This is a genomic window from Lysinibacillus sp. UBA5994 (genome assembly GCF_002429725.1).
GTDB lineage: Bacteria > Bacillota > Bacilli > Bacillales_A > Planococcaceae > Lysinibacillus > Lysinibacillus capsici.
Genome location: NZ_DJAU01000001.1, coordinates 1 through 12,443, shown reverse-complemented (window position 1 = coordinate 12,443; position 12,443 = coordinate 1). Strand labels below are relative to the sequence as shown.

Here is a 12,443-nt window from a genome sequence, read left to right as displayed (position 1 = left end):
TTATCCTTTAAGCCTCTTCTAAATTTGTGTTTGGTACAAAAAACAAAGCTACATCATGATGAAAAAGAAAGGAGGGAGCGCTGTGAATTTAGATTTTACAGCTATCGTTCCCTCTATTCCTTATATTTTAAAAGGGATAGGTGTTACACTTCAAATTGCAATCGGTGCATCCATCATTGGTTTTATCGTAGGTATACTTTTAGCATTATGTAAAATTGGTAAAGTGAATTTTTTACGTTGGTTTGCTGATTTCTATACGTCGATTTTCCGCGGTACACCTCTTGTATTACAATTACTAATTATTTATTATGCAGTACCGCAATTACTAGATATACAAATTGAGCCTATTCCAACAGCTATTATTGCTTTTGGTTTAAACTCAGGTGCATATATTTCAGAGATTATCCGTGCTGGTATCAATGCAGTTGATAAAGGACAAATGGAAGCTGCACAAGCATTGGGGATTCCATATGCAAAAATGATGAAGGATATTATTATTCCGCAAGCAGTAAAAAATATTTTACCATCCTTAGTAAATGAATTTATTACATTAAATAAAGAAACAGCAGTTGTGACAGTAATCAGTGCATTAGATATTATGCGTCGTGCCTACATTGTAGGAGGTTCGACATACCGTTATCTTGAGCCATTACTTTTTGCAGGGGTAATCTATTACATCATGACGCTTGTTTTAACGTTCCTTGGTAAACGAATCGAGAAAGGAATGAGAAAAAGTGATTAAAATTGAAGATTTACACAAATCTTATGGGCAGAATGAAGTATTAAAGGGTATATCAACTGAAGTTAAAGAAAAAGAAGTAATTGCTATTATTGGACCTTCAGGATCAGGTAAATCGACATTTCTTCGTTGCTTAAATTTATTAGAAACTCCGACAAGTGGGAAGGTAACGATTGCAGGGGATGTCCTGACAGATAAAGGGACAAATATAATGAAAATACGTGAAGAAGTAGGTATGGTATTTCAGCATTTTCATCTTTTCCCTCATAAAACTGTGCTTGAAAATTTAACATATGCGACAATCAATGTGAAGGGTTTGGATAAGGCTACAGCTATCAACAAAGCAGAAGAGTTACTAAAGAAAGTAGGTCTGTTTGAGAAGCGTCTAGAATATCCAAATCGTTTATCGGGAGGACAAAAGCAACGTGTTGCTATTGCGCGAGCACTTGCCATGGACCCTAAAGTTATATTATTTGATGAGCCTACATCGGCACTTGACCCTGAAATGGTTAAAGAGGTATTGGCTGTTATGAAAAACCTCGCAGATTCTGGGATGACCATGTTGATTGTGACACATGAGATGGGCTTTGCTCGTGAGGTTGCTGATCGTATTCTTTTCCTTGATGGCGGCAAGCTCATTGAGGATGCTCCTCCAGAACAGTTTTTTTCAGCGCCATCAACACAGCGTGCAAAGGATTTTTTAGAGAAGGTTTTATAATAAAACAACAGGCATTTAGCTTCTCCGTTAGATGAGAGCTAAATGCCATTTTTATTGAAGGGACATATCAAATTGAGTCTGTAAGGTGTCTAATGTAAATAATTCCTCAATATGATAGGCTCCTGCTGGATGTTTATTGTTAAGAAACTCGTTAGCTATAAATGCTGCAACTTTCGCTGTTACAAGTGATTCATCGCGATTAAGAAAGTCTAATGTGAAGCTTACTTCTTTGTGATGTTTTGTCCCAATGGCTTCTATTTGTATGCCACACACATCAGAACCAATTTTAATTTTTTGAATAAGTGAAGCGAGCAAGATTTGTATTCCGTTAAATTTTAATAGGCAAGCAATTCTACTCTTTTGTAAAAAGGATACAAATTTATTGAGTGGCTCAACATCAAAGCCTAATCTTGTGACGATAGGAATTGAAGGGAAATGCTTTGTTAATGTATGCTGGTCAGAGAAATTAAATTGATACACACTTCGTTTCCCAATCTTTTTAAATTTCACTGTTCTCTTATTAGTAAAATTAGCAACCTTCTGATTGTTGTAGCTACTAAAGGGTTTATTTAATTGTTTCAATATCCAAAGAATTGCCGCGGTGCCATGTGTATCGCCTGCCCCAAGTAAGATGGAAATATGCATCTTCTCGAGGGAGGATAACTGCCTTGCAGCATGCATGGCCATTAAGTTGGTCAATCCTGGAGCCATACCAACACTAAAAATGGCTGTAGAATGTTTTTGTACAGCTAGTGAGTGGAGTGCCTCTAACTTTTTAAGGAAGGTATAGCTTGCAGTAATATCGATATAGATAATCCCTTCATTTAAGCAGAGCTGTGCAAATGCAGTATCCTTTTGCTCTAGACACATAATAACCAGTGCTACATTTTCTAATTGCTCTGGATGCACTTTTTCTGACACATCCAATTGAAGAGGTCTTACTAAGTTTTTGTGCTCGACACAGAAATCCTTAGCCTTTTCTATATTTCTTCCGGCAATCCATATTCTGTTGGGATAGCTTTGCAACAATAATTTTGCAATTTTCCCTCCCACTTCACCATAGCCTCCGATGATTAAGATATTCCCATTTTTCATATAGTAGTTTCTCCCTTAATAGCGACTAAAGCGTCAATCATATGTGTTTTAAAATAGGGAAGGATTGTTGTAAAGCCAGCCTCTTTCAGTAAATTAATAAGCAATTCAAGATTAATCGGATGGGTTGTGACGCTAAAGGATTGCTCAAAGCGTTGCCAATGATCCTCACCTATTCCGTTATGAAGCATGGAGCTTCGCCAATAACAAAGCTCATGTTTGAACGTTTGTGAAGTTAAATCAGCATTTATCGATGAAATAAATAACACTCCATTTTCTTTTAAGCTATCCGCAATCTTTTGAAGCATTGTTCTCTTTTGATCAAGGCTTTTTATGAAATGCAAAACCAAATGACAACTAACTACATCGAAAACCTCATTTACACTTAAGGATAGTAGATCCTTCTCAACCCACATAATAGTAGGTCGATGTGGTAGCGATTCAATTTGTTTAGCAGCCAGCTCCAGCATTTCCTTTGAGGAATCGACTGCTGTGAAATGGGCAGAAGGAAATGATTTGCCTAAAGTGAGTAATTCCTGTCCACCTCCAGCACCTACCACTAAAAATTTATTTGCAGGAGTGAAATTCTGAAGTATATTGACCATCATGTCATAAATAAGATCATAGCCTATGATTTTTTGTCGAATGGACTGTTGATAATTGTTGACAGAAGGACTGTCCCAGCTATGTATAGATCTATTCATTAAAATACCTCCAAAGCAATTTATTTTTATACGTTAAAATTTCGAGAGCAATTCCTTCATCTTTAAGCAATCATTCTGATGAAAGGCTGATGACTGTTTAGTGAAGTCACCTAGTATCTGTGTAGGACTATTCCCTAAAAATATCTGGTGGACCACCTTAAGTAGGCATGAAAATAGTTTGATGTGCTAGACCTCCTATAAGTTGTAATGGCACTCTTTTTGCATATAGATTAGCTCCCATATTAAGAGGAAGTACCATAAATTGTGCTGGGTTTTTTTGTATTTGAGCTAAAAGGGTATCTACTGTTTCCCAGGTAATAAGTTCAATATCCTCTTTTGTTCTGCCAACAGGATGCTTGGAAAAATAGCAGGCGAGTTAGGGGCACTAATAGTAGCTTTAATCTGAATTCTCACCACCCACAATTGCTTGAGACGATTTCTCTGAGCAGCCACTAATAACGGAAGTAGCTAGCAAGAAAATAAAAAGTAAAAATTTTCTTCAAAATAGTATTCCTACTTGTTGAACTTCTGTACAATTCAATTAAGAATTATTCTCAATTATAAACTTTCGGAAAAAAAGAACTATCCCATATTTCTGGGGGGAGGTAGGTGTTTATGAAGGAAGCACAATATTGGCAACGAAAATCTGACCAATGCTTCAAGCACAGCAAAAATTCATTTGAATATCGTCAATTGATGATAGAAGCTCTAAGAACACATATAAATTTTGATGCGTATTGCTGTACATTAACGGATGCACATACACTTTTTTCAGTAGGAGCAGTCACAGAAAAATCAATAGAGGCGATTCATCAGAAGATTATGGAGTTGGAATATACGACAGAAGATGTAAATAAATATGGATTCTTAGTTCAAAGTGGTCAAAACATAGGTAGGTTAAGCGATTCGTCAAGTCAAAGCTTCCGTTATAAAAAAGTGTTTATGCCCAATGGTTTTAGTGATGAAATAAGAGCTGCATTAACCTATCAAGGACAATGCTATGGGTTTTTAACACTTTTCAAAAGAGCTGAAAATGAGCAGCCTTTATTTCAAGATCAAGATCTAGTGCTTATAAAAATACTGATGCCAATTATGGGGCAATCGTTAAAGGAGTTCCATCATTATATTATTGAGGAGAGGATTCCAGCTGTAGAAGGAGAACAAGGCATTGTTATTTTTGATAAAAGTTTAAAAATTCTTTCAAGTAATACCAAAGCTTGTGAATTGCTCTCTATTTTAAGAAAGTATGAAAGTTTAGCCGATATACAAGTACCTAAGCCTATTCAAGCTATATGCGCAAAGCTACTAGCTGACAATTACAATTCAAATACTTCTTTAATAGTACCTATCAAAGATACAGGCTATATTGCTATTCGGGCATCACTTTTGCTGACAAGCCAACAAGAAAAGCAAATTGCTTTATTAATAAATGAAGCATCATCAAGAGAAATGCTCAATTTTTTAATAACGGCCTATAATCTTACCCCTAGAGAAAAGGAAGTAGTGTTTGAAATTATTAAAGGGATTCCTACAAAAGAAATTGCTCATAATCTTGATATTTCAACTTACACAGTACAAGATCATTTAAAGGTAATTTTTCAAAAAGTAAATGTCTCGAATCGGAATGAGCTAGTATGGAAGATCTTTTCCCGATTCCAATTAGATTAATAAGTTGAACTAACGAATCTGCTAGCTTTCTAGCAGATTCTTCATGTTGTTGAAAAAAGATGATGTCAACTTTTCCTTATCTTTCATACTTAGCTGTAGTGAACAAATAGCCCATTATTTGTATTACTAGAGAAAGAATAGGCTTTTTTTCATTGCAGAGAAGTGATGGGTGACAACACCTCTTCATAAAGAGTAGTGAAGACCTCCACCTTATTTGAAAACCTTTTGCTAAAAAGGTAACACTTTTGTGGGGCGGATTGGAAGGCTACTTGACTCCGGTGGGATAGCGAGACAGGCGAACCCTGCATGGAATGGAAGCGGATCAGCGCTCACCTACAGGAAAGTAAGTATAATGGAATTAAATCCATTTGATAGTTAAAAAGAAGCCAATAACTATACTTTAGCTACTAGTATCACTAATCATAATAAAAGGTTAAGAAAAATTAACCTAAAAAATGGAATAAATTCATAGTGAAATCTATTGACCTATAATATAATGAAAAAAAGGCTAAAAGCCACAAAATAAATGCAATGATAGACTTTTTATTTGGGTATTAAGTATTATTTATTACTAGGATTTTAAAAATCTGAATTTTGTGATAAATGAAGTATAGGAGATATATGATATGACTCTATAATTAGTAAGCTATTCAAGAAAAGAAGGGGGCGAGAGGATGGAAGTAGAGCTTAAGGCTATTACGAAAGACGACGAGCCATTCCTTTACGAAGTCTATGCTTCTTCTCGTAGGAAAGAAATAGATTCATGGGGATGGTCTGCTGAACAAATACAGCACTTTTTAGAAATGCAGTGGTGCGCACAGCAAACCTCATATAGACAACAATTTCCACATGCAAGCCATTGTATTATTACTTCAGATGAGCAATATGTGGGGAGATTGTTAACAGAAGATTTACCTGAGCGACTACATATAATTGATATTTCTATTTTGCCAAGTTTTCAAGGTAATGGAGTAGGATCTTATCTCATTAGCAATCTTCAGCAAAAGGCAAAAGAAGAAAATAAACCAGTGATATTACAAGTTCTTCATACAAATCCTGCAAGAAATCTATATGAGAGACTAGGATTTCATGTAGTGTCAACTGATGAACTCTATTTAAAAATGAGGTGGCAATAAACGTATCAAGTCTTTTAAAGCTGATTCCCGTCCATTATGAAAGACTAAAGAGAGGTGAATGTGAAGTGCCAATATCAAATTCGGCTTTACAGACATATGAAGAAAATTTACGGCAAACGATTCAGTACTTTTTTAATTTAGAGGGACAAATCGAAAGTGTCATTGTACACATTGACAGCAGTATCAAAAACTATATTCAAAAAAAAGAAAGGAGATTTTTATTAGCAAGTAAAAAGAAAGAAAAACATCTCGAAGAAGTAAGAATACTACAATCGGATTTACAAAAATCTTTAATTGGTATGGCACATATTAAACAGCTACTTGTCAATGAAATAAACACTTTGCAAAAAAATAACAGAGAATTACAGCAAACTTTTAAGGAAATGCTTCCCCTACTTCCATTTGCAGTATCAAGCATCCCTTTTGAGACAAGTTTTTCTTCAAATGTTCAATTCAACATATTGCTGTCCCTCTTAATTGAAAAAGAGATAGTAACAAAATTACCCCTTCTAACTGCAACAATTGAATCGAGTCAAGTAAATGAAATAATAGTAACCCTAGACAAGTTTGATGTGAACATAAAAGAGCAAATAAATGAAGCAAAAAGCAGTGTTGCTAAATTAATGTCAATCATAATGGATACTGAAAATGAATTGGACAAACTATTTGGCGATGTCGTCTCTAATTTAAATCAAAGTGATAAGTTGTCAGAATCGCCCTATACGCAACAGGATGTCATTACTGAGATTAAGAGCAAGGGAGAGCAGTTGAAAATATGGGCGGACCATTATCAAATGCTTCATACAATGTTTGAAAAAGATATGGAATTCCAAGAAGCTATACATTTAACGGCAAAAGTATTAAGCGAAAGTTTAGAGGAACCAGCACAAATCTATCAAAACCAGAGAGTTTTACAAGGAGCTTATCTACTCGAAACAGGTGCGAACTATATGACATTAGCACAAGATGTAAAGCTATCAGAACAACAGGCAAAGCTGTTAGTAGCAGCATACTTATTGCTTAACCAAGAGAGCATAGCAGTAGTTGCTGAACAAGTGAATTTAGAATTTATGGAGATTGAAGCTTTTTATAAAGAAAATAAAGAATTATTTTCTTTAATTATTTCCTAATCAGAAAGGAGAAAATGCTATGCCAATTTCGGAATATCAATTAGACAACTATGTAAAGGAACTTCAACCCAGTATTAAAAATATAATTGAACTAGAAGACAAGCTTGGAAAAGCCGGTGGAGATATAGACAGTATTTTATCTAAATTAAAAGATGAAGGATTTGACCTAGGTGCATGGCTTGGTGACAATCTATTTCGGACAGATAACCCGAAAAGGAAAGAAACAGCTATTCAACTGTTAAATGACTTAAACAATGAATTAAGTAATGCAAAAATTGATTTAAATATTTTAAAGCATGATATCCAAGATGAATTAAATACTTTATTAAAAGAGTATGGGGAATGGAAAACTTACTTTGATAATAGATTACCATTTATTGCGTTTTCCATAGCTGTACCTAAATTCCAGGCTTTTAATCCCTTTCATCGATTAATGCTAGGGTTTGTATTAACCGTCGTATTGAAAGATATATTACTACCAATATTTGAGGTATTAGGGTTAGGTGTCGTAGGTCTTATTGTTGTGGTGGTGTTAATAGATGGAATAATTCAAGGCGAAAAAAGAATGGAGCTATTTGAAAATATCCAAAAAGAAACAAAGGCTGCGATGGAGGATGTTAAAAAGTTAAGACAGGATATCAATGATGTGCAGGTGCAAGTAAATGCCTTTTTTGAAGATGTGGCAAAGAGCTTTCAAGAAACAGGCTTGTTAACAAAGCCATATACAAACCATCAGGAGCTAGTATCGTTCGTTAAACAACAGGCTGGCACATTAAGACGTTGGTCGGATCAATATGATTCGATGAAGCGAATGATTAATAAAGGCTTAGATATTGAATTTTCAGCAGAAGTTGTTGCTGCAAATCTAGTAAATAAACAAGATGATGAAAATGAATTAGACAATTACAGCAAACTGTTAATGGGTGCCTACCTTATTGAAATGGGAGAGCAAAATAGTGTAGTTTCTCAAAAGCTTGATATGTCCCTAGAAAGAATTAAAAAAGTAAAAGCAACCTACATGTTATTTAAAATGCATACACCAGATGAAATTGCACAAGTCTTGGAAATGGATGTAAACGAGGTCATGACAATTCAAGAGACAAATAGCGATTTAATAGCAATTGTTAGCTAAAAAATAATTTTAGAATGGATGGATAATATGGCGATTACAGAAGCGACATTAGCAACCTATGTAGAAGAATTACAGCCTACTCTAAAAAATATTTATGAGGTAGAAGACAAGCTGGCTGAATGTAAAGAGGGAATTGATAGTATCATTTCTAAGCTATTGGACGAGGATTTAGAAATTAGTGCATGGCTTGGGGACAATGTATTTCGTACAGATAACCCAGAGCGAAAGGCACAAGCAATTAAGCTTTTAAAAGGGCTGAAAAGTGAGTTAAGTGGAACATCAATTGACTTAAATATTTTAAAGCATGATATCCAAGATGATTTAAATAGTTTGCTAATGGAATTCCTAGAATGGAGAAAGTGCTTTAAAAATACGTTGCCATTGATTTCTTTATCAATCGTTGTGCCTTCTTATAAAAAAATCACTTTAGATAAATATGTCGCGCTTACATTATTTGTTGTTAATCAATGGATTGGAAAAATAAAAGTGCTGGATAGCTTAGTAGCAAAACTTGGTACGCTTGGCGCAATAGCAGCTGTCCTTTATCTTATTACAGGAATTATTCAAGGGGAATTACGCAAAGAGTATTTTGAAAATATTCAAGCAGAAACGAATAAGGCAAAAGAGGATTTAACTAAGACAAAAGAAGAGATTAATCGTGGCCAAAGTCAAGTTAATGCTTTCTTTAAGGATCTTGCAAAGACTTTTAAGGAGACGGGACTTTTACACGATACGGATGTAAATCATCGAGAGCTTGTTTTCCTAGTAAAGGAACAAAACTATACATTACGCAAATGGGCGGATCAATTTAATGCTATGAAACGGATGCATGAAAAAGGGATGGATTTATCCGTAGCAGCGAGTATAGCTGCAGAAGCATTATGTAAAAACGTTGTGGACCAAAATGAGTTACAAAAAGTCACTAATACTTTATTAGGTTCGTATTTGATTGAGAACCATACGGATTTAGCTGAAATCTCCAATATTTTAAAAGTCTCTGGAGATCAAGCAAAGAAAATAAAAGCTATGTATATGTTATTTACAAAGCATACACCATCCGAGATAGCAAGAGTTTTAGAAATGGAAATTCAAGAAATCGAAGCTATACAAGAAGAAAATAAGGATATTTTAGCGAGTGTTGCTTAATATTGTTTGAAATTTCAGGAAAGAGGTGAGTGGCAAAGCAAAAATGAAAGATAAAGTGAAATTGCGAGTGGCATTAAGTGAAGAGGAAGATACCCTTTATTCATTATTTGTATCTACAAGAAAAAATGAATTTGCCATATTAGAATTGGATGAGCAACAAATAGAAGGTTTATTACGTATGCAATACGATGCTCAAAAAGCTTCTTATCAGCAACAATTTCCTAATGCTAAATATGAAATCATAATGTATGAAGGTGTAGGTATTGGTAGATTAATAACCGAGGTACAGCAAGAAGCAATACGTCTGATTGATATTTTCATACTTCCTGAATATAGAGGTAGAGGAATCTGTACAGTGCTATTGAGGGAATTTCAGCATGTAGCTGCTGAATCTAGATTGCCAATAGAATTAACTGTGTTGATGGGGAATCCTGCACAGAGGTTGTATGAGAGATGTGGGTTTGTTGTTAAGAGGGAGAAACATTCTATGCTGTTATGGAGTGGATTGGCAGTAAAGATTTAATAAATAGGAAGAAAAATAATAGATCAAGAGTCTGGATAATTATATTTACAACAAAAATATTTTATAAAAGAAAAAGGAGTTGATTAAATGAGTGATCAATATCTGGGGGAAATTCGAATGTTTTCAGGAAACTATGCTCCGCAAGGTTGGGCATTTTGTGATGGAAGAGAAATGAAGATTAGCAATAATGAGGCGCTTTATTCTTTAATTGGAACAACATATGGCGGGGATGGTGTTTCTACATTTGCGTTACCAGATTTAAAAGGACGTATACCAATTCATCAAGGTGAAATTTCTACGACCAAGACGAATTATTCATTAGGTCAAAAGGATGGTACTGAAAAAGTAACATTAACTCTTGACCAGCTTGCAAATCATAGCCATGGGATTCAGTGTGCATCTGATGGAGGAACAAGTAATAGCCCTCAAGATAATGTTTGGGCTAAAAGTTCTGTTCAGCAATATTCGCTAGCTAACCCTGATGCAAAGATGAAAAGTTCGGCGGTTTCTGCTGTAGGTGGTAATCAAGCTCATGAAAATATGATGCCTTATTTAACCCTTACGTATATTATTGCATTGCAAGGTATGTATCCAGATTTTAATTAATCACTTACATGATAAAAAATAATGAAATGGAGGTTTATTTAATGGCAGAACCATTTTTAGCTGAAATTCGTTTATTTTCTTTTGGAAGAGTTCCAAAAGGGTGGGCTCAATGCAACGGACAAATGTTAAACGTAAGTCAAAATCAAGCTTTATTTGCCCTTATAGGTAATGTATATGGTGGAGATGGTAAGTCAACATTTGCATTGCCAGATTTAAGAGGAAGGGTACCTATTCAAATGGATTATGGACTTAATGTAGGTCAAGCTGGTGGTGCAGAGAGCCATTCGTTAACGATTAGTGAAATACCTCCTCATACGCACCAAGTAGTTGGGGGAACTAATGCTACAGCTGCAACTCCAGTCGGGAATGTATGGGGACTATCTAATGTTAAGGCATATTCACCTACTCCAAATAGTCAAATGAGCCAATCTTCTTTAGAGGTAAGTGGAAAAAGTCAAGCACACTCCAATATGCAGCCATACTTAGTTTTAAATTACTGTATTGCTACTACTGGATACTGGCCTCCAAGACAATAAAAGAAAAGAGGGATAAAAACATGGATCCTTATATAGGTGAAATCCGATTATTTGCTGGGGGATTTGTTCCTGCTGGCTGGGCTTTATGTGATGGCTCAATATATTTAATTCAACAGTATCAAGCACTCTATACGGTTATAGGAAATCAATTTGGTGGAGATCTAAAAAAAGGCACATTTGCACTGCCTGATTTTAAAGGCAGAATCCCTATGCATCAAGGGACTGGAGAAGGTTTAACTCCAAGAACTTTTGCTGAAAAAGGTGGAGATGCTACAGTAACTCTTAACGAATTACAAATGCCTAGCCATAATCATGCTGTGAATTGTCAGAAAACAGTAAATCAAAATCAAATCAATCCAGTCAATGCGGTGTGGGCAAGTTCACCAGCACCACCACCGCCACCACCACCACTGCCAGCACCATCAGCACCTTCAATATATTCTAATACTGAAAACGCATTAATGAGTTTGAATGCCATTAGTACTAATGGAGGTGGGAGACCACATAATAATATGCAACCTTATTTAAGTTTGCGTTTTATTATTTCTTTAGAAGGAGTTTACCCAATTAAACAAGATTGATAGAGTATCCCCGATTAAATATTTATTGTTAGGTCGACAGTGATACGCTTCTTGAGGTGAGATGAATGGTAAGAAAAACATCTTTGTTTTTAGTGATTATTTTGTTTTTAAATATTTTTCCGTTTAGTGTATTCCATCCAGTAATGGCGAACGGCCCAGTAACACTTTATCCTGAAATGGATACTTTTATTAACCTGGATGGTCATTTTCCAGGTGGAAGATTATATGGGAGTGACACGGGTTTAGCTGGAGAGGGACCGGTTATGATTGTTGGCTTTTATAAATATGAACACCCCCCACAATCTTCTTTTGGTCTTACTAAATCTGCTACTAAATTTGATCTATCGGGTGTAACAGGAAATGTAGTTGACGCGAAATTTAGGATATTCGTTGCGGCAAAATTCGAAGCAGATCCTAGTCCGTTATTTATAAAATTATGGGGTTCAGATGATGACAATTGGCTTAGTACGACTACGGCAATTCCTAGTCAAGATGAGGAATTGTCAGGAGATATTACTAATTTACCTGATGATAGTTGGGTAGAGTTTGATGTTACTAGTTTTATTCAACAAAAAATGTTGGGGAATAAAGAAGCAACTTTTGTATTAACAGGAAATACAACAAGTAACGGAAACGATTCGGGAAATCTCTTATATTATGCTTCTAGTACACATGCAACATATAAGCCCCAGCTTGTGATAACGAAAGCAACGAATCCAACGTATACGGTAG

Annotated in this window: 14 protein-coding genes; 12 read left to right on the top strand and 2 right to left on the bottom strand. The window is 35.3% G+C overall.

Annotated elements, in window-relative coordinates; genetic code table 11:
- Positions 1 to 82: 82 nt before the first annotated feature.
- A complete protein-coding gene (locus tag B3D98_RS00070) occupies positions 83 to 742 on the top strand; it encodes an amino acid ABC transporter permease (RefSeq protein WP_036075291.1) in 660 nt (219 codons plus the stop codon).
- Entirely contained in the window at positions 735 to 1,457 is a 723-nt protein-coding gene (locus tag B3D98_RS00065) for an amino acid ABC transporter ATP-binding protein (protein WP_288579637.1), read from the top strand. Before B3D98_RS00070 ends, B3D98_RS00065 begins: the two co-directional genes overlap by 8 nt.
- Positions 1,458 to 1,508: 51 nt before the next feature.
- Here B3D98_RS00065 and B3D98_RS00060 read toward each other — a convergent pair whose 3' ends face one another.
- Positions 1,509 to 2,552, bottom strand: a complete 1,044-nt coding sequence (locus B3D98_RS00060) for a saccharopine dehydrogenase family protein (RefSeq protein ID WP_288579635.1) — start codon at positions 2,550 to 2,552, stop codon at positions 1,509 to 1,511.
- The gene (locus B3D98_RS00055) at positions 2,549 to 3,253 is read right to left on the bottom strand and encodes a class I SAM-dependent methyltransferase (protein ID WP_288579634.1); all 705 of its coding nucleotides are present in this window, start codon (positions 3,251 to 3,253) and stop codon (positions 2,549 to 2,551) included. The genes B3D98_RS00060 and B3D98_RS00055 overlap by 4 nt, the downstream gene beginning before the upstream one ends.
- Positions 3,254 to 3,868: 615 nt before the next feature.
- On the opposite strand from B3D98_RS00055, the gene B3D98_RS00050 reads away from it, so the two are divergent.
- The 10 genes from B3D98_RS00050 to B3D98_RS00005 all read left to right on the top strand — a co-directional run.
- Positions 3,869 to 4,921: a helix-turn-helix transcriptional regulator gene (locus B3D98_RS00050; RefSeq protein WP_288579633.1), complete on the top strand. Its 1,053-nt coding sequence runs from the start codon at positions 3,869 to 3,871 to the stop codon at positions 4,919 to 4,921.
- A gap of 674 nt (positions 4,922 to 5,595) precedes the next feature.
- Positions 5,596 to 6,057: a GNAT family N-acetyltransferase gene (locus B3D98_RS00045; RefSeq protein WP_288579631.1), complete on the top strand. Its 462-nt coding sequence runs from the start codon at positions 5,596 to 5,598 to the stop codon at positions 6,055 to 6,057.
- Between the two features lie 65 nt (positions 6,058 to 6,122).
- Positions 6,123 to 7,187 carry a hypothetical protein gene (locus B3D98_RS00040; protein WP_288579629.1) on the top strand — a complete coding sequence of 355 codons (1,065 nt, stop codon included), beginning with the start codon at positions 6,123 to 6,125 and terminating at the stop codon, positions 7,185 to 7,187.
- A gap of 19 nt (positions 7,188 to 7,206) precedes the next feature.
- The gene (locus B3D98_RS00035) at positions 7,207 to 8,319 is read left to right on the top strand and encodes a hypothetical protein (protein ID WP_288579627.1); all 1,113 of its coding nucleotides are present in this window, start codon (positions 7,207 to 7,209) and stop codon (positions 8,317 to 8,319) included.
- Between the two features lie 27 nt (positions 8,320 to 8,346).
- On the top strand, positions 8,347 to 9,465 hold the full coding sequence (locus tag B3D98_RS00030; RefSeq protein ID WP_288579626.1) for a hypothetical protein: 1,119 nt from the start codon (positions 8,347 to 8,349) through the stop codon (positions 9,463 to 9,465).
- 43 nt (positions 9,466 to 9,508) lie between these two features.
- Positions 9,509 to 9,988, top strand: coding sequence for a GNAT family N-acetyltransferase (locus B3D98_RS00025; protein ID WP_288579625.1), 480 nt, complete (start codon positions 9,509 to 9,511; stop codon positions 9,986 to 9,988).
- A gap of 87 nt (positions 9,989 to 10,075) precedes the next feature.
- Complete coding sequence (locus B3D98_RS00020; RefSeq protein ID WP_288579623.1) at positions 10,076 to 10,594, top strand: phage tail protein; 519 nt, start codon at positions 10,076 to 10,078, stop codon at positions 10,592 to 10,594.
- A 41-nt stretch (positions 10,595 to 10,635) separates the two neighbouring features.
- Positions 10,636 to 11,130: a phage tail protein gene (locus B3D98_RS00015; RefSeq protein WP_288579621.1), complete on the top strand. Its 495-nt coding sequence runs from the start codon at positions 10,636 to 10,638 to the stop codon at positions 11,128 to 11,130.
- A gap of 20 nt (positions 11,131 to 11,150) precedes the next feature.
- On the top strand, positions 11,151 to 11,711 hold the full coding sequence (locus tag B3D98_RS00010; protein WP_288579620.1) for a phage tail protein: 561 nt from the start codon (positions 11,151 to 11,153) through the stop codon (positions 11,709 to 11,711).
- A 65-nt stretch (positions 11,712 to 11,776) separates the two neighbouring features.
- The coding region (locus tag B3D98_RS00005; protein WP_288579619.1) for a DNRLRE domain-containing protein at positions 11,777 to 12,443 on the top strand (667 nt) is incomplete at its 3' end.